The sequence below is a fragment of the Variovorax sp. OV700 genome, assembly GCF_900099805.1.
Lineage (GTDB): Bacteria > Pseudomonadota > Gammaproteobacteria > Burkholderiales > Burkholderiaceae_C > Variovorax.
The window spans coordinates 420,053-436,232 of record NZ_FNDR01000003.1; the positions used below are offsets into that span (position 1 = coordinate 420,053).

At 66.3% G+C, this 16,180-nt stretch carries 16 protein-coding genes; 3 read left to right on the forward strand and 13 right to left on the reverse strand.

What is annotated here, in order from left to right:
- Positions 1-46 precede the first annotated feature (46 nt).
- From BLR24_RS08895 to fhuF, 5 genes are all read right to left on the reverse strand, one after another.
- The gene (locus tag BLR24_RS08895) at positions 47-2,248 is read right to left on the reverse strand and encodes a TonB-dependent siderophore receptor (RefSeq protein ID WP_093015784.1); all 2,202 of its coding nucleotides are present in this window, start codon (positions 2,246-2,248) and stop codon (positions 47-49) included.
- Between the two features lie 171 nt (positions 2,249-2,419).
- A complete protein-coding gene (locus BLR24_RS08900; RefSeq protein WP_093015787.1) occupies positions 2,420-3,730 on the reverse strand; it encodes a lysine N(6)-hydroxylase/L-ornithine N(5)-oxygenase family protein in 1,311 nt (436 codons plus the stop codon).
- A gap of 12 nt (positions 3,731-3,742) precedes the next feature.
- Positions 3,743-4,777 carry a GNAT family N-acetyltransferase gene (locus BLR24_RS08905; RefSeq protein WP_093015790.1) on the reverse strand — a complete coding sequence of 345 codons (1,035 nt, stop codon included), beginning with the start codon at positions 4,775-4,777 and terminating at the stop codon, positions 3,743-3,745.
- Positions 4,774-5,625, reverse strand: coding sequence for a formyltransferase family protein (locus BLR24_RS08910; RefSeq protein ID WP_093015793.1), 852 nt, complete (start codon positions 5,623-5,625; stop codon positions 4,774-4,776). The genes BLR24_RS08905 and BLR24_RS08910 overlap by 4 nt, the downstream gene beginning before the upstream one ends.
- Before the next feature lie 49 nt (positions 5,626-5,674).
- Positions 5,675-6,403, reverse strand: a complete 729-nt coding sequence (gene fhuF, locus BLR24_RS08915; protein WP_093015796.1) for a siderophore-iron reductase FhuF — start codon at positions 6,401-6,403, stop codon at positions 5,675-5,677.
- 151 nt (positions 6,404-6,554) lie between these two features.
- Between fhuF and BLR24_RS08920 the strand changes: the two genes are divergently transcribed.
- Both BLR24_RS08920 and BLR24_RS08925 read left to right on the forward strand, forming a co-directional pair.
- On the forward strand, positions 6,555-8,246 hold the full coding sequence (locus BLR24_RS08920; protein ID WP_093015799.1) for a cyclic peptide export ABC transporter: 1,692 nt from the start codon (positions 6,555-6,557) through the stop codon (positions 8,244-8,246).
- A 9-nt stretch (positions 8,247-8,255) separates the two neighbouring features.
- Positions 8,256-8,504: a hypothetical protein gene (locus tag BLR24_RS08925; protein ID WP_055797958.1), complete on the forward strand. Its 249-nt coding sequence runs from the start codon at positions 8,256-8,258 to the stop codon at positions 8,502-8,504.
- A gap of 12 nt (positions 8,505-8,516) precedes the next feature.
- Here BLR24_RS08925 and BLR24_RS08930 read toward each other — a convergent pair whose 3' ends face one another.
- From BLR24_RS08930 to BLR24_RS08950, 5 genes are all read right to left on the reverse strand, one after another.
- Entirely contained in the window at positions 8,517-8,732 is a 216-nt protein-coding gene (locus BLR24_RS08930) for an iron dicitrate transport regulator FecR (RefSeq protein ID WP_093015802.1), read from the reverse strand.
- A gap of 10 nt (positions 8,733-8,742) precedes the next feature.
- Positions 8,743-9,357 carry an RNA polymerase sigma factor gene (locus tag BLR24_RS08935; RefSeq protein WP_093015805.1) on the reverse strand — a complete coding sequence of 205 codons (615 nt, stop codon included), beginning with the start codon at positions 9,355-9,357 and terminating at the stop codon, positions 8,743-8,745.
- 252 nt (positions 9,358-9,609) lie between these two features.
- Positions 9,610-10,314, reverse strand: a complete 705-nt coding sequence (locus tag BLR24_RS08940; protein ID WP_093015808.1) for a glutathione S-transferase N-terminal domain-containing protein — start codon at positions 10,312-10,314, stop codon at positions 9,610-9,612.
- A gap of 50 nt (positions 10,315-10,364) precedes the next feature.
- Complete coding sequence (locus BLR24_RS08945; protein WP_254787215.1) at positions 10,365-11,273, reverse strand: phosphate/phosphite/phosphonate ABC transporter substrate-binding protein; 909 nt, start codon at positions 11,271-11,273, stop codon at positions 10,365-10,367.
- Positions 11,274-11,348: 75 nt separating this feature from the next.
- On the reverse strand, positions 11,349-12,188 hold the full coding sequence (locus BLR24_RS08950) for a hypothetical protein (RefSeq protein ID WP_093015814.1): 840 nt from the start codon (positions 12,186-12,188) through the stop codon (positions 11,349-11,351).
- A gap of 222 nt (positions 12,189-12,410) precedes the next feature.
- Between BLR24_RS08950 and BLR24_RS08955 the strand changes: the two genes are divergently transcribed.
- Positions 12,411-13,064 (forward strand): DUF1345 domain-containing protein, encoded by a 654-nt coding sequence (locus tag BLR24_RS08955; protein ID WP_093015817.1) that lies wholly within the window; start codon positions 12,411-12,413, stop codon positions 13,062-13,064.
- Here the strand turns inward: BLR24_RS08955 and BLR24_RS08960 are convergent.
- From BLR24_RS08960 to BLR24_RS08970, 3 genes are read right to left on the reverse strand one after another with little or no spacing between them, the layout of a single operon-like run.
- Positions 13,039-14,010, reverse strand: coding sequence for a DMT family transporter (locus tag BLR24_RS08960; protein WP_093015820.1), 972 nt, complete (start codon positions 14,008-14,010; stop codon positions 13,039-13,041). The two genes, BLR24_RS08955 and BLR24_RS08960, sit on opposite strands and share 26 nt — an antisense overlap.
- Positions 14,011-14,046: 36 nt before the next feature.
- The gene (locus tag BLR24_RS08965; protein WP_093015823.1) at positions 14,047-14,541 is read right to left on the reverse strand and encodes a methylated-DNA--[protein]-cysteine S-methyltransferase; all 495 of its coding nucleotides are present in this window, start codon (positions 14,539-14,541) and stop codon (positions 14,047-14,049) included.
- 6 nt (positions 14,542-14,547) lie between these two features.
- Positions 14,548-16,140, reverse strand: a complete 1,593-nt coding sequence (locus tag BLR24_RS08970) for a DNA-3-methyladenine glycosylase 2 family protein (RefSeq protein WP_093015826.1) — start codon at positions 16,138-16,140, stop codon at positions 14,548-14,550.
- Positions 16,141-16,180: the final 40 nt, after the last annotated feature.

Consider the following 16,180-nt stretch of genomic DNA (forward strand, 5'->3'; position numbering starts at 1 on the left):
CCGGATGCCCGCGAGGGCATCCGGCCTTTGCTCTGGAACGCCGGGCTTACCAGCGGTAGGTGGCCGTTGCCACCGCCGTGCGCTGCGTGCCCAGGTAGCAATAAGCGTAGGCGCAATTCGCGACGTAGGTCTTGTTGGTCAGGTTGCGCAGGTTCAGCGCCAGCGTCCAGCGGTCGATGTCGTAGCCGATCATCGCGTCCAGCAGCGTGTACGACGGCACCTTGGCCGGTGCGACGATTTCCCCGTCGCCATGGGTCGAGCCGTTGAAGCGCGCGCCCACGCCCACCTTCAGGCCGTTGCTGAAGCGATAGTCCGCCCACACCGACAGGCGGTTGCGCGGAACCGACATCGACTGCTTGCCGATCTCCTCGACCCTGCTGCTGGCCGTGACTATGGCGCGCGGCGTGTAGGCGTACGAGGCCGTGAGGTTCAGCCGCGGCATGAGCTCGGTGGTGGCCTCGAGTTCGAGGCCGCGCACCGAGATCTCGCCCGTCTGCTTGGGCATGAAGCTCGCGTCGTAGGTGATGTAGTTCTTGCGGCGCAGGTCGAAGATGGCCGCGCTGTAGAGCGATTTGCCGCCCGGCGGCTGGTAGCGGATGCCGGCCTCGTATTGGCGGCCGCTTTCCGGCTTGAAGGGCGTCTTGGTGGCGGGATCGAGCGCGCCAATGGGCGCGAACGATTCGGAGTAGCTCAGATAGGGCGCGAGTCCGTTCGGCGCCAGGTAGACGAGGCCCGCGCGCTTGGTGAACTTGTGCTCAGAAATGCGCTGCGTGGTGCCGTCGAGCCGGCTGTAGTTGCTGCTCTGCGCCGTGTCGTAGCGGCCACCCAGCGTGAGCGACCACCGGTCGCCCCACTTGATTTGGTCCTGCACGTAGATGCCGGTCTGCGCCAGCCGGTTCACGCCATTGACGTACGGGGCGGGAAGGTCGATGGCGCCGCCGTAGACGGGGGCGTAGATGTCGAGCAGCGGCGCGCCGACGATGCTGCTGAAGGTGTACTGGTCGATGCGGGTGCGCTGGTAGTCCAGCCCCACCAGCACCTTGTGCTGCCAGTCCCCCGATCGCAGGTCGGCCTGCAACTGGTTGTCCATGGTGAGCGAGGTCGTGCTTTCCTGGCTGCCGAACACGCCCCGGTTCAGGTACCGGTAGTTGGCGGGGCTGAGCGCGTTGGTCGGGTCCATGGCAGCGAAGCTCGGCGACTGCAGAGTCCGGTAATCGACTTCGAGCTTGCCGTAGCGCAATTTCTGGCGTGCGGTGAAGGTGTCGTTGAAGCGATGCTCCAGCTGGTAGCCGATCATCTTCTGGTCGTGGTTGAAGTGATCGAAGCTCGGGTCGGCGACGTTCAGGTCGCTCGGAATGAAGGTGCCGATGCGCGTCGGCCTCAGCGAGCCCTCGACGGGCCGGATCCGGCTGTAGGCGCCTGCGCGGTTCTTCTGGTACTGGGCCAGCAGCGTGAAGGTGGTGTCGCTCGAAGGCTTCCAGGTGATCGAAGGCGCGATGTAGGTGCGGTCGTCGCGCGAGCTGCCGCCGGGCAGCTGGGCGTCGCGCAGGACGCCGGTGATGCGGTAGAGCACCTTGCCTTCCGCATCGAGCGCCCCCGAGAAGTCGCCGGCCACCTGGCGGCGGGCATCATTGCCGTACTGCAGTTGTATTTCGCGCAGCGGCTCGGCCGTCGGCAGCTTGCTCGCGATGTTGACCACGCCGCCCGGGCTCGCCATGCCGTAGAGCACCGAGGTCGGGCCGCGCAGCACTTCGATGCGCTCGCTGCCGTAGTTCTCGGTCTTCCAGATGCCCCAGGTGCCGTTGTTGCGCAGCGGCAGGCCGTCCAGGTAGAAGCCGGGCGCATAGCCGTCGAAGCCGCGGATCGCGATCCAGTCGTAGCGCGAATCGGCACCGAACGGGGCGATGTTGACGCCCGGCGTGTAGCCGAGCGCATCCTTGACGTTGGTGGCGCCGATGGCGTCCATGCGGTCGGCCGTGATCACCGAGATCGACTGCGGCGTCTCCACGATCGGCGTGTCGGTCTTGCTGCCTGCCGTGCTGCGCTTGGCCAGGTAGCCGTTGACGTGGCCGGTGGCGGATTCTTCCGTGGTGGCGTTCACGGTGATTGCGGGCAGGGTCGGGTCGGCGGCGCGCGGCTGCTGTCCCGTGGCTTGCGCCGAGGCGCTCACGCTGCAAAGTGAAAAGGCTGTGCCGAAGGCCGCGGCAAGCGCGGTATTCAATAGACGTTGACGGGGCAGGGGACGCATAAGGTTGATGACTCCAGGGTGCTTGAATACGACGTGTTCACGTTTCGGCGCCCAAGGCGGCCGATTCCGGCGCCTTGGTGCTTCCATACATGAGACGTTTGACTTAAAAAAAAGGAGACAGCGGGCTGTCTCCTTTCTTTTTGCCTACCCTCCCCGGGGGGCAGGACGTGCCTAGGCGCGGACCGGCTGGCGCTCGCGGAGGGCGCTGTTTGCGGCATTGGCCGCCGGAATCGCCTTGAGCAGCGCATTGCCGATTTCGCCCGTGCGCACCGATGTGACCGACAGCAGCGTGTCGCTCAGCCCGTGCGATGACTCGCAGGCGCCCTGCAGGAAGATGGCCGGATGGAAGTCCGGCGTGCTGCCGAGGCGGTAGTGGCGATCGACCGAGAAATCTCCGAGGTACGGGGCGAGCGGCGTCAGCAGTGCCTTGTGCTGTTCGCGCGCGTACCCGGTGGCCAGCACCACGGCGTCGTAGCGCGAGGTGCTGTCGCGGCCGGTGTCCTGGTCGGAAAGGGTGAGGTGGATGCCGTCGACCGTGGCATGCACGTCGCGGATCTCGTGCCGGCGCAGGAAGCGCATGCGGTTCTCGCCGCGGACCTTCTGCTCGTAGAACATCTTGAAGATCTGCTGGATCAGGTCGAGGTCGGCCACGGCGTAGTTGGTGTGGCCGAACTCGTCGATCAGCGCGGCGCGCTCGTCCTCGGTCTGGTTGTAGATGTAGTCGGTGAACTCGATGTTGAACACCTCGTTCACGAACGGGCTGTCGTCGGACGGGCGGATCGAGCGGGCCCGCATGATCAGGTCGACCTGCGGCGCGTGCGGCCGGCCCTGCAGGTCCATGAAAATCTCGGCCGCGCTCTGGCCGGCGCCGACGATGGCGATCTTTGCGGCTTCGGGCAGGCGGGCCATGTCCCGCAGGTAGCTGCTCGAATGGAACACGCGCGGGTCGTCCCGGAGCGGCCCGAAGCCCTCCGGAATGTTGGGCATGCCGCCGATGCTGACGACCAGGTTGCGCGCGAGCCGCTCGGTCACCTGGCCGCTACCGTCGCGCGAGCGCACGCGCAGTAATGAAACCTCGCCGCCGTGCGTTTCCTTTTCGGGCAGCACCTCGAAGACTTCCTCGCCGTACACGCAGGCGTCCTCGAACTGGGCCGCGGCCCAGCCCAGGTAGTCGTTGAACTCGTGGCGGCTGGGGAAGAAGGTCTTCAGGTTGATGAAGTCTTGCAGGCGCTTCTTCTCGTGCAGGTAGTTGATGAAGGTGAAGCGGCTGGTCGGGTTGCGCAGCGTCGCCAGGTCTTTCATGAAGGAAATCTGCATGTGCGCCTGGTCCAGCATCATGTCCTTGTGCCAGGCGAAGCCGGCCTGCTTCTCGATGAACATCGCATCGACGCGGCGGCCGTCGCGGCGTTTCTCGTCCAGCGCAATGGCCAGCGCGATGTTCGAAGGGCCGAAGCCGATGCCGATGAGGTCGTGAATCACCATGGCGGTTTTCCTTTACACAGAGTGTTGGGCGGGCGTGGCGGCGCCGTCGCTGCGGGGCAGCCACAGGGCGTCGGTGAAATAGCGTTCGCGCAGCATCACCACGAGCAGCGCGCGCTTGTGCGGCAGGTCGAACTCCTTCACCTTGGCGTAGCCGGACTTGTCGAGGTTTCGGATCTGCTGCAGGTGGTCGATGCGCGGCTCGCCCACGGCACGCTGGGTGCGCGGGTCGCACAAAAAGATGTAGTGCGAAATCGAGGTGAGCCATGCGGTGGCAAAGGCCTTGCCGCGGAACGCAGGCTCGCCGATCAGCACGTGCCAGCCGCGGTCGTGGTCGTCCACGTCGTAGAACGGCGCGATGCGGCTCTCCTTGGCCCAGTACATCTCGAAGTAGCCGAAGGGCTCGTCGTCGAGGCAGGCGATCATCGAATGCATGTGCGGGTCGCGGTCGATGGCCGAAAGGTACTGGCGGTGCTTGTCGAGGTCGCCTTCTTCCTCCCAGATCACGGCCACGTCGGGGTCGTTCATCCAGCGGTTGAACATCGCGAGGTCGGCCTCGAAGTCGAAGCTGCGAAACGAAAAAGTCTTGCCGAGCCAGGGGATGAAGCGCTGGTAGAGCACGCCGCGCGGTTTGGGCGGTCGCACGGGGTGGCGCTTTCCGTTGCTCAATGCGTATTGAAGCGCGATGGGCGGGTGCACGGTGGGCAGCCAGAGAGAGGGCTGCTGCCACAGCATGTCGCGGCATGCGAGGGCCTTGCCATCTTCGGCCTGAAGCAACACGCCGGCCTGCACGAGTGCTGCGGCCGGATGGCTCGGGGCCACGGTGAAGGTCTTGTTCGCCGGTTGGTATTCGAACGCGCCTTCGAGTGCCGCGAGCAGATGAGCCGTGGAGGCGTCGCTGCCGTCCACCCACTCAAGCGTGGCGCCCTGGCCGGTCTTCCATAGCGAGCGCGAGCCGTCCTGCGTGTTGCGCACGCTGAGCATCTCGCCCTCGCGCGTGATCGCGTGCGGCATGCCGTCCGCGTAGGAAACATGGAGAGCGGACGTCATGCGATCCTTTCGGTGAGCGGTTGCCGTTGCTCTGCAAGCAGGGCCAGGCCCTCGTGCAGGGCGGGGAATAGGCTGTGGTTGAAGTTGTTCCAGCGCAGCTCGAGGATGGTGTCCTCGGGGTCGATGGTGGTGCGCAGCGCGTCGTGGATCACCTCACCGGAGTCGATGCCGTTATCGACGTAGTGCAGCGAGGCGCCTGTCTTGAACAGCGGCGCGACGGCGGCGCTCTCCATCGTTGCCCAGTCGACGATCTTGCGGCCCTGCGCGCCGTGCAGCGCATCGAGCGTGGCGTAGGCGCCGCGGCGTTCGTAGGGAGACTCGATGCGCGTGATGCCCGGATGGATATTGACGATCTTGCGGTGGAACGGTGCGCCGGGCCGCACCAGTTCGTCCAGGATCACGAGCAGCCCGTCGAGCACGACGATATCGGCCTGCAGCGTCAGCAGCTTGTCGAGCAGCGTGCGCTCGAAGCGGCTCTTGCCGGCCACGCGATCGGCCGCGTCGAGCGGCAGCCGCCGATATTCGGAAGGCACCGAATGGAAGATGTCGGTGAGCGTCTTGCCCTGCGTCTTGAGCCCGCTCGGAAAGATCCATTTCTTGCCGGGCTGGCACGAGAAGCCGTAGTCCAGCAGCGCGGCCTGGTCGCGCGGCGAGCGCGGGTCGTCGTCGATGACGATGCCTTCGAGCGAATAGGCGTCGCCCAGCGGGGTTTCATCGAGCGCCCGGGCCAGGTACTCGAGCGGGGACGCCATGTAGCGCTGCTCGCCCTTGTACGCAACATGCTGGCCGGCCTTGTCGGCCGCGGCGTTTCTCAAAGACAGGATGTAGACGAGCTTGGCCTTGGACATAGGTGTGGAATGAATGGATAGAACGAAGACGGAATGGCCCGCAATCTGTTCACCCGAAGCCGCGGTGCTCCGGCGCCAGCGGGCATGCGTTGCAGTGGTGCTCGTGCGGCAACAGGTAGTTGAGGCAGCACTCGCGGTGCAGCTTCACCGCCGCGTTTCGCTGGCGGCCGTGGAGCGGGTTGGCGCGAAGATCGCGCGGCCAAGTCGCGGTGTGAAGCAGCAGCTGCCAGTCCTCTGCAATCGACGGCGCGCCGCCGGTTGCGGCCAGCGCCACGTCGAACACCGGTTCCATGAGCCGGACGGTGTTGCTCCAGAGGATCTTGGGCGCGAGCCGCGTGAGGCCGCAGAGGGCTGCAAAGAGTGGGGCGAGGTGCTGCCACAGCAGCGGTTCATAGCGCTCGGCGGCATCGGCCCCAAGTTGCGACTGGCCCGGGTGCCGGATATGAAATCCGACCGGGCCGCCGTGCGCATCCAGCCGCACCCAGGTGTGTTCCGCCGCAATGGGGAACACGTGCCGCAGCATGCTGGCCGCGGCCATCACCGGCGGCAACAGCATCGCGATGTATTCGAGGCTCCACGCGGAGGCGACGGGGCGCCAATCGGCGCCGCTGACACCTCTGTAGCGCGCGTTGCGTTGCAGCACGTCGGCGAGCAGCGCGGGTGACCGTGCGAGTTCCGCCACGCGCACCGCATCGGCGGGCACCGTGTCCGCGCATTGCAGCTTCTCGCCATGCGCGGCCAGCTCGCCCTGGAACAACGGCTCCAGCAGCGGGATCATGGGTCGGCGTTCCGCGGGGTCATCCCTTCAAGACGGATTCGCGCGGCGGCTGTTCATGTGGCGCCGCGCTGAACATTGCCGCGGCTCAGCCGTCTAGGCAGTAGGTGGCACGAAGCCACCGCTGTCGCCCCCGGGCGGAAAGAGCCTTTGCATGACAACTACCACCACAGGCAACGGCGCCGAGATCGGGCGCCTGCTGAAACCCTTTCTTCCGTGGATCGTGCTGTCCGCGGTCACGGGCGTCGGCGCCGGTGCCGCCACGGTCGCGCTGCTCGGCACCATCAACCGGGTGCTCAACCAGCCCGGCGGGCTGGCGGGTGGCCTGTTGCTGACCTTCATCGGCCTGTGCGGCGTGGCGCTGTTCGGGCGCATGGCGTCGGACGTGTCGACCAACTTCGTCGGGCAGCGCCTGGTGGCCCAGGTGCGCAAGAGCCTGGCGCAGAAGATTCTCTCGGCGCCCATCGATGCGCTGGAGCGCTACCGCACGCACCGCCTCATGCCGGTGCTGTCGCAGGACGTGGACATGATCAGCGACGTAGCCTTTGCACTGTCCGGAACGCTGATTGCGCTGGCCGTGGCGCTGGGCTGCCTGAGCTATCTCGCGTTTCTTTCACTGCCGTTGTTCGGCCTGATGCTGGTGGCGCTGGTGATCGGCATCACCGTGCAGCTCATGGCGCAGATCCGCGGCGAGGCCGGGTTCTGGAAGGCGCGCGAACAGGAAGACCAGTTGCACAAAGCCTACCGCGCCATCAGCGAAGGCGCGAAGGAGCTGCGCATGCAGCGCACCCGCCGCACGCGCATGTTCGCGGGGCAGATCGAACGCATCGTCGACACCATCCGCGTGGTCAACGGGCGTGCGATCAACACCTATGTGATTGCCACCGCTTTCGGCTCGGCGCTGTTCTTTCTGTTGATCGCGCTGATCCTGGGCTGGGCGGCGTTCCGCACGACCGAGCCTGCGGTGGTCAGCGGCTTCGTGCTGGTGCTGCTGTTCCTCAAGGGGCCGCTGGACCAGATCGCGCTCACCTTGCCCGGCGTGGGCCGCGCCAAGGTCGCCTTCCAGCGCATCGGCGACCTGTCGGCACGCTTTGCCACGCCAGAACCGCACCTGCACCTGGAGCGCGCGTCCAACGGCGTGATTTTGAAGAACGAGATCGGCATGCGCGGCGTGCGTTATGCCTTCGACGCACCCGAGGGCGGCGAGGCCTTCACGCTCGGGCCGATCGACCTGAAGCTGCGCCGCGGCGAGATGGTGTTCGTGGTGGGCGACAACGGCTCGGGCAAGACCACGCTGATCAAGCTGCTGCTGGGCCTCTATGCGCCGCAGGCGGGCGAGGTTCTGATCGACGGTTCGGTCGTGAAGCCCGAGGGCCGCGACGACTACCGGCAGCTCTTCACCACGGTGTTCTCGGACTTCTACCTGTTCGAAGATCTGGTAGCGGGCGAAGAGAGCGAGGGCGGTGCCGGCATGGAGGTGCTGCCCGAAACGGCCCTGCCTTATCTCGAACGGCTGGAGATCGCCCACAAGGTTAGCCTGAAGAACGGCGCGTTCAGCACCACCGACCTCTCGACCGGCCAGCGCAAGCGGCTGGCGCTGGTGCACGCCTACCTCGAAGGCCGCCCGGTGCTGGTGTTCGACGAGTGGGCCGCCGACCAGGACCCGACCTTCCGCCACCTCTTCTACACCGAGCTCTTGCCCGAGCTGCGTGCCAAGGGACACCTGCTGGTGGTGATCTCGCACGACGACCGCTACTTTCACCTGGCCGATCGCGTCATCACGATGCATGCGGGCAAGATCGCGGAAGACAGGGTGCGCGAATCGCGGGAAAGCCTCGCCGCGTGAAGGAGGGGAATGAAAGACAAGACCCACAAGAGCCGGCCTCCCGATGGCCCCGCCTTCAACGTCGCCTGGACGCTCTTCTGCACGCTGCATGACGAGCCCTCGCCCGAGCGCGCGGAGCAACTCGTGCGCTGGCTCGGCGTCGATCCCGAAAATATCAGCGCGCTGGACGACGTGCTGACCCTGTGGGCGTTGACCGGGGCTGCGCTCATGAAGCCTGCGCTGGAGGAGGCGCGGCATGAAGAGAAGCGCCTGCAGTGAAGGGTTGCGGCGCTACTTCCGCAAGTCGCGCCACTCGGCTGCGATGCCGCCAAGGGCATCCCAGCGCCGCCGTGCTTCCTGGGCGGCGGCCGCATGTTCGGTTGACCTGCTGCGCCACCGGGCCAAGGCCAGGCGCGCGGCAACCGCGGCGTCGTGCGGCGCGCTTTCGCTCTCGACGATGAGCGCGAGCGCGCGTTCGATGAGCTTTTCGTCCGGCGCGCTTGCCACGATGCGCCGCTCAGGCGAAGTCTTCGGCCAGCTTCGCGTCGAAGCCCGTGCGGTTGGAGACGGTCGTCTGTTCGATCAGTTCCGAGCGAAGCCGGGCGAACACGCGCGAGCAGTCGATGGCCGCGCGCAGCAGATGCTTGGCCACGGCCATCTCGGTGATGTTCAGTTGCTGGGCGATTTCGGCGCGCGTGTGTCCGTAGGCGCGAAAAAGCAGGAACACTTCGCGCCGGCGGGGTGGCAGCGTCTCCAGCGTCTCGACCACGCGTGCCAGCACCTGCTGCTGCGACGCGATGAATTCGCAGGACGGCACCGTCTGGCGCGAGCCGACGTTGAAATGCGTGCTGACCCAGTCCTGCGCCACCTTGCGCCGGCGGGCGTCGTCCACGCACAGGTTGCGCGCCACGCGAAACAGCAGGGCGCGCGGCGACTCGATGCCGCCGCTCGGCGTGCCGTCCGATGCCGTATCGATGCGGGTGTCGTGGTTCAACTTGAGCGCGTGCGCATACACCCGCTCGAAGCTCGACTGCGCGATGTCCGCCGCGTAGTGGGGGTCCCGCAGGTCGCGCGTCAGCTGACGGCGCAAGTCCGCATAGTGAGCCACGAGTTCCTGGACGAGGTCGCGCATCCGATCGCCTTCTTGCAAGCTTTCGCAGTGGTGGTTCCCGGGCCGGTCACCGGCGCAATCCGCGAGGTGACTCGGTACTTTGAATAAGAATTATTCTTATTGAAGTGTAACCTTAACCGCTGCTGAACGAGGCGGGAAAGGATGCGCGAACCGTCAGCGCGTGCCCTGAAAAAGACACTCGGCCGAAAAATGAGTAGTTCTGTTTTCGGCTGGGCGGCGGAGCCTCCCACACCGAAGAACTTCGGCCGGAAATCAGCCCCGCTTGGGGATGCCCAGGCCGCGCGCGACGGCGGGCCGCGCCACGAAGGCTTCGAGCGTGCGCGCGACGTTCTTGAAGTCGTTGAAGCCCACCAGGTCGCCTGCTTCGTAGAAGCCAATCAGGTTGCGTACCCACGGGAAGATGGCGATGTCCGCGATGGTGTAACTGTCGCCCGTCACCCAGTTGCGGCCTTCGAGTTGCTTGTCGAGCACGCTGAGCAGCCGCTTCGCTTCGGCGACGTAGCGGTCGCGCGGACGCTTGTCCTCGTAGTCCTTGCCGGCAAACTTGTTGAAGAAGCCGAGCTGGCCGAACATCGGGCCGATGCCGCCCATCTGGAACATCAGCCACTGGATGGTTTCGTAGCGGCCCGCGGCATCCTGCGGGATGAACCGGCCGGTTTTGTCGGCCAGGTAGAGAAGAATCGCGCCCGACTCGAACAGCGCGAGCGGCTTGCCGCCGGGCCCGTCGGGATCGAGGATGGCGGGGATCTTGTTGTTCGGGCTGAGCGACAGAAACTCCGGCGACATCTGGTCGTGGGTCTCGAAGCTCACCAAGTGCGGCTCGTAGGGCAGGCCGGTTTCTTCCAGCATGATCGACACCTTCACCCCGTTGGGCGTGGGCAGCGAATAGAGCTGCAGCCGGTCAGGGTGGAGGGCGGGCCATTTCTGGGTGATGGGGAAGCGGGACAGGTCGGTCATGGGCGGTTCATGAAAAGCGGAGTTGGGACGCCGCGCCCCGCCGGTTTTTTTCAGATGCCGAGCCAGGTCATCAGGGCTGTCTCGGCTTCGGGGGAGGGTGCGACAAAGCCAGTGTAGGTCGATGTGGCGAGCGCGCGCTTGCCGGCATCGCTTTGTGCCAGCCCCAGCAGGGCTTCGCGCGCGGCGCTTGCCGTGGCGGCGTCGAGCTTGCGCGACGCCACCCATTGCTTGATGGGAACCGGGCGCGACTCCGCGCACACGTTGCCGCCGCCATCTTTCCAGGTCTTGACCACGCCCGATGCCGCGGTGGCGCCATAGGCCGCGAAGCCGTTCTGCACGTAGAACGGAACCGCGTCCTGGTAGCGGGTATTGGTGAGCTTGAGCGCGGCGGGCTGCAGGCCGTGCTCGCGCAGCATGGCGCGCGTGATCACCGAGGTGATCGAGTCGGCGTCGGGCATCACCAGTCCCTTGCCCGCAATGCCCTTCCAATCGGCGATGGGCTGCGGCTCCTTGCACAGCAGCGACACCTTGTATGCGGTGAAGCCGCTGGTCCAGGCCAGTGCCTGGTAGCGGCCGCTCTTGACCGCTTCGAGCGCCACGTGGGCCGGGTGGATGAACGCGATGTCGACCTGCTGTTCCTTCAGGGCTTCTCGCGCACCGTTGTACGTAATGAACACCTTGATGGTCACGGGCTGCTTCAGTGCCTTGCTCAGCACCTCGGCAATGGGCTCGAAGCGCGGCGCGATCTGGCTCTCGGTGACCTGGTAGCTCACGCCTTCCGTCACGCCGATGACCAGCGCGTGCACCGGTGCGCCCGCGGCCAGCAGCAGCGCCGCCGCAGGGACGGCAAGGCCAAGCGAGCGCGGCTTGCGGGTGCGGCGCGCGCTGGCGGCGCACCCATCGAGGTTGTCGAAGCGGGGTGGGGCTGGGATGTACATCGAAAGATCATAGGGGGCCATGGCGCGGCCGCCGATGATCGCAAGCACCTATGCGCACTGCTCCCCGCGCATGGCAGGGGCCGCGCCGCCAGAGATTCAGAACCTTGCCTTGACGAAGGCCGACGGCCCGTTCAGTTTGACCTTGACGCGGGTTTCCGCCGTACTGGTTTCGCGCGCCATGTCGATGTGGGTGGCGCCATAGGCCAGCACCAGGCCGACGTTCTTTACCGGAAACCACTCCACGCCGGCAGAGGCGTTGTAGATGCTGCCGTGAAAGCGGCCGCCTCCCTTGCGCACGCCGGAGAAGTCGGCAAAAAGACGCAGGTCGGGACTGATGGCATGCCGCACGCCGACCTCGAGCAATGGCGCAACGGCGTTGTCGCTCGAGTCTTCGTTCAATGTGCGGATCCGTCCGTTCACCGCGACGTTGGCATTGGTGCCGACGTCGATGCTGTAGTAGGCCGCGCCCGCACCCAGGCCGAACACCGTGTTGCCCGAGCCGAGCCACCACTTGTACGAGAGCTTCGCGAAGTCGAGCTTCACGTTGAGGTTGGCATTGCCCACCGCGCTGACCGTGCCGAAGCCGCCGAAGGACTCGTTGCCCCCGGCCTGGCCGAAGTAGTCGCGCTTGTAGCGGTAGTAGTCGAACGAGAGGCCGTGGCTGTCGCCGATCAGCAGGTCGGCCGTGACGCGCGGCATGGTCACGCGGCCGGGTTCGAGGTCGCGCGTGCGAAGCGCACCATACGGCGAGCTGACCGACGCATTGAATTTGGGATCGGCGCTGAAGGCCCCCACCGAGAAGCTGAAACGGTCGAGCGCAGGCGACGGTTCGGCCAAGGCCAATGCGGGAGCAAAGAGAAACCCGACACCGGCCAGTGTGCCCAGCTTCGTCAACCGTACGGGGCTGGCGAGCGGGCGGGAGCGGAGCAACAGCATGAGGAGGTCCTTGTGTGAGAGGAGAGGACAAAAAAAGCCTCGGGCTCGCCACGCAATTTTTATGCGCGCAGGGCTTCCGGGCAGCTGCTCCCTTTTGATGATCGCCACGTTAATGGTGCGTCTGCAAAACGCCCATGCGCCGAATGCCGCTCGAACATGTAGGACGGCGTCGACGCTGGCGTCCACATGCCTGAAAAAGTACTAGAGAGTTAAGCTTTGAGCATGCGCAAACATCTTTCCGCGACAACAGGTCCGCAGCGTCTTCTCTATGCGGGTGTGGCGGGCATCGCCGTCGCGGCAATCGCTTGGCCGCTCGACGGTATGGCACGCGGACTGGCGGGCTGGTGCACCAACTGCGTGGTGTTCCTCGTGCTCACATGGTGGCTGGCCGATACTTTCGATGCACAACAAACCCGCAAGCGCGCACAGTCGCTCGATCAACCCAATGTGGTGATATTGGTGTCGATGCTGGTGGTCATTGGTGCGAGTGTGGTGGCCATTGCGATGCTGCTTCAGCAGGTCAAGCTGATGAGCGGGCCGGTGCGCGCAGGGCATATCGCGCTGGGGCTCGTGGCGCTGGTGGGCTCGTGGCTCATGATGCACACGATCTACGCCTTTCACTATGCGCATCGCTACTACATCGACCAGCGGGACGGCTCGCCCGACGGCGGACTGGATTTTCCGGGCAGGCAGGACCCGGACTATTTCGATTTTCTCTACTACGCCTACGTCGTCGGCATGACCACGCAGGTGTCCGACGTGCAGGCCACGTCGCGGGAAATGCGCCGCATCACGCTGGTGCACAGCGTGCTGGCCTTCGCCTTCAACATGCTGGTGCTCGCGCTGTCCGTCAACGTGGTCGCGGGGGCGATGTAGCCGCCGGCGAGCCCGCGCCCGGCCACAGCTTCACGAGGCCGGTGGACAGGGCCACACCGCAGACGATGACGGCCGCGCAGATCAGCATCCATTGGGTGATGTTCTCGCCAAGGAACACCGCACCATAGAACACCGCGAACACCGGCACCAGGAAAGTCACCGTGAGCGCGCGCGCCGGACCCGCATTGGCGATGAGCCGGAAGAACAGGATGTATGCGAGGCCGGTGCACGCCACGCCCAGCGCAAGCAAGGCCAGCCATGCGCGCAGGCTGGGCATCTGCGTGGGCCAGAACCACAGCGCGGGCAGCGCGAGGAACAGCGTGGCGCCGATCTGGCTGCCGGTGGCGGTGGCCAATGCGGGCACGCCGCCCAGGTAGCGCCGCGTGGCGCTGGCCGCCACGCCGTAGCTCGCGCAGGCGCCCAGGCAGGCCAGCACGGCCCACAGCGCGGCGTTGCCGCCCGCATCGGCGTGCAGGCCCGCGCTGCGGCTTGCCAGCATGGCCACGCCCGCAAAGCCGATGACGAGGCCGACGATGCGCGAGCCGTCGGGCCGGTCGCGAAACCAGGCCCATGCCACCAGCGCGCCGAACATCGGCACCGTGGCGTTGATCACCGCCGCCAGGCCGCTGTTGATGGTCAGGAGCGCGAAGCAGAAGAGCGCGAAGGGTATGCCGGAGTTCAGCACGCCGATCGCCATCGATGCCTTCCAGTGCTGCCCCAGCGCCGGGCCGTGGCCGCGCAGGAACAAGAGCGGCAGCAAGAACAACGTGGCCACTGCCACGCGCACCGCGGCCGCCGGCAAGGCACCGAACTCGGCTGCGCCGATGCGCATGAAAAGAAAGGACGCGCCCCACAGCGCGCCCAGCAGCACGAGGTCTAGCAGCCACGCTTTGGGCTTGGTCGAAGGCGTGGTGGCGGGAGTGTTGTCTTTTGTTGTCGTGCTCATACGTTCTCGATGGTGCGCGTCGCCTTGGAAGCGGCTTTACTTCGATTCCAGCTCAAGAAGCGCGGTCTTGCGATGAAGCCCGCCAGCGTAACCGGTCAGCGACCCGTCGGCGCCCAGCACGCGGTGGCAGGGCACGATCACGCTGATCGGGTTGCGCCCCACTGCCGCGCCCACCGCGCGCACCGCGGCCGGATTGCCCAGGTTGGCGCTCAGCGCACCATAGGTCATGGTCTTGCCCGCGGGAATGGCGAGCAGCGCCTGCCACACGCTCTGCTGGAACGCGGTGCCGTGCGAAAGGTCGAGCTTCACGTCGAAGGTGTCGCGCTTGCCGGCGAAATAATCGCGCAGCTGTGCACCGGCTTCGACAAGCGCGGGATGGTCGTCCCGCGTCTGCCAGCCGGTGGTGTCGGGCCAGTGGCGTTGCTGGTCGAACCAGATGCCCGCCAGGCCTTCTTCGGTGGCCGCCATCGTGATGCCGCCGAGCGGCGTTTCGATGTGCGATGTGTAGATGACTTTGCTCTTGAACTTCATGACATTTCAGGTTGTGAGGCCTGCCGTTGTGAGGTTGTTGAAAGATGGCTCGGCGGTGGACGACGCCGCGGCCGCGGTGGGCGACGGCGCATGCCAGGCACGCAGCACCGCATAGCCGCGCCACGGCCGCCATGCCTGCGATGCCTCGCTGGCAGCGCGCGCGGTGGTCACGCCCAACGCCTTCTGCAGCGCGACGTCGCCCGCGGGAAACGCATCGGGCCAGCGCAGCGCGCGCATCGCGATGTATTGCGCCGTCCAGGCGCCGATGCCGGGGAGTTCCTGCAGCGCCGCGATGGTCGATGGCACGTCGGCACCCGCATGCAGCGCCAGCTTGCCGGCAGCGACTTCGCGGGCAATGGCCTGCAGTGCGGCCTGCCGCTGCCGCACGATGCCGAGCTGCCCGAGTGCATCGCCGCTTGCCGCGGCGACTGCGGCGGGCGTGGGGAACAAGCGGTCCAGGCCTTCGATGGGCGTGGCCATGGGCTCGCCGAATGCCTCGACCAGCCGCGAGCCCAGCGTGCGCGCCGCGGCCACCGTGATCTGCTGGCCCAGCACTGCGCGCACCGCAAGCTCGAAGCCGTCGACCGTGCCCGGCACGCGCAGCCCGTCGCCGTGCGGAAAGGCCTCGTGCAGCGCGGCGTTGATGGCCATCGGCTCGGCATCGAGATCGAGCATTGCGCGTGCGCGGCTGATCACGATCGGCAGCACCGCAGCGAGAGAATCGCTCACCGAGAGCAGCATCTGCTCGCGCTCCATGTCGAAGCGCAGTTGCAGCCAGCCGGCATGCGTTTGCCCGCCTTGCTGCACGCGCAGCGTCCGGGCCAGGCGAACATAAGTCGGCGTGCTGCCCTTGACAGGCGCCTTGCCGTCGGCCGTGCTTGCGACCTCGACACCGCGCAGCGCGCGCCGTGCAAAGAAGCCGAGCATTGCGTCCGTGTCGTAAGGCGGACGAAAGCCCAGGCGCACTTCAATCGCCTTGCCTTCGCCGCCCTCGGCACCGCCGGCGCGCCGCAGCGCACTGGGGTTGAGGCCGTAATGCTCCACGAAGGCCGCATTGAAGCGACGCACGCTCGCAAAGCCGCTGGCCAGTGCGACCTGCGTCATCGGCAGCCGGGTGTCGGCAATCAGCTGCTTGGCGGCCAGCAGGCGCCGCGTTTGCAGATACTGCAACGGGGACACGCCGAACTGCGCCTCGAAGATGCGCCTGAGGTGGCGGTCGCTCACGCCGAGCCGCGCCGCGATCTGCGCCGCGCCGGGGCCTTCTTCGGCCCATGCATCGGGTTCGTCGATGAGCCGCGCGGCCTGCAATGCGAGGATGCGCGAGGCGTCTTCGGTCGACCAGCTGGCGGCACGCGGCGCGAGTTCGGGCCGGCAGCGCAGGCAGGGGCGAAAGCCCTCGGCCTCGGCCTGTGCCGCATGGCGAAAGAACCTGCAGTTCTCGCGCCGCGGCAACTTCACGCGGCAGACAGGCCGACAGTAGATGCCGGTGGAGGTCACCGCGGTGAAGAAGGAGCCGTCGAAGCGCGCGTCGTGCGTCTTCATTGCCAGGTAGCAGGCGTCGCTCTCGAGTGCTTCGGTGGAGGCGTGAGGGGTAGGCATGGGCAAATGATAAGGTTTCGAGTCGTTTCAACTGGCCGTT

What these genes read in the sequence shown, in the direction of transcription:
- BLR24_RS08895 (WP_093015784.1), bottom strand. Translation starts at nt 2,248, where the DNA reads ATGCGTCCCCTGCCCCGTCAACGTCTATTGAATACCGCGCTTGCCGCG.
- BLR24_RS08900 (WP_093015787.1), bottom strand. Translation starts at nt 3,730, where the DNA reads ATGGTGATTCACGACCTCATCGGCATCGGCTTCGGCCCTTCGAACATC.
- BLR24_RS08905 (WP_093015790.1), bottom strand. Translation starts at nt 4,777, where the DNA reads ATGACGTCCGCTCTCCATGTTTCCTACGCGGACGGCATGCCGCACGCG.
- BLR24_RS08910 (WP_093015793.1), bottom strand. Translation starts at nt 5,625, where the DNA reads ATGTCCAAGGCCAAGCTCGTCTACATCCTGTCTTTGAGAAACGCCGCG.
- fhuF (WP_093015796.1), bottom strand. Translation starts at nt 6,403, where the DNA reads ATGATCCCGCTGCTGGAGCCGTTGTTCCAGGGCGAGCTGGCCGCGCAT.
- BLR24_RS08920 (WP_093015799.1), top strand. Translation starts at nt 6,555, where the DNA reads ATGACAACTACCACCACAGGCAACGGCGCCGAGATCGGGCGCCTGCTG.
- BLR24_RS08925 (WP_055797958.1), top strand. Translation starts at nt 8,256, where the DNA reads ATGAAAGACAAGACCCACAAGAGCCGGCCTCCCGATGGCCCCGCCTTC.
- BLR24_RS08935 (WP_093015805.1), bottom strand. Translation starts at nt 9,357, where the DNA reads ATGCGCGACCTCGTCCAGGAACTCGTGGCTCACTATGCGGACTTGCGC.
- BLR24_RS08940 (WP_093015808.1), bottom strand. Translation starts at nt 10,314, where the DNA reads ATGACCGACCTGTCCCGCTTCCCCATCACCCAGAAATGGCCCGCCCTC.
- BLR24_RS08945 (WP_254787215.1), bottom strand. Translation starts at nt 11,273, where the DNA reads ATGGCCCCCTATGATCTTTCGATGTACATCCCAGCCCCACCCCGCTTC.
- BLR24_RS08950 (WP_093015814.1), bottom strand. Translation starts at nt 12,188, where the DNA reads ATGCTGTTGCTCCGCTCCCGCCCGCTCGCCAGCCCCGTACGGTTGACG.
- BLR24_RS08955 (WP_093015817.1), top strand. Translation starts at nt 12,411, where the DNA reads ATGCGCAAACATCTTTCCGCGACAACAGGTCCGCAGCGTCTTCTCTAT.
- BLR24_RS08960 (WP_093015820.1), bottom strand. Translation starts at nt 14,010, where the DNA reads ATGAGCACGACAACAAAAGACAACACTCCCGCCACCACGCCTTCGACC.
- BLR24_RS08965 (WP_093015823.1), bottom strand. Translation starts at nt 14,541, where the DNA reads ATGAAGTTCAAGAGCAAAGTCATCTACACATCGCACATCGAAACGCCG.
- BLR24_RS08970 (WP_093015826.1), bottom strand. Translation starts at nt 16,140, where the DNA reads ATGCCTACCCCTCACGCCTCCACCGAAGCACTCGAGAGCGACGCCTGC.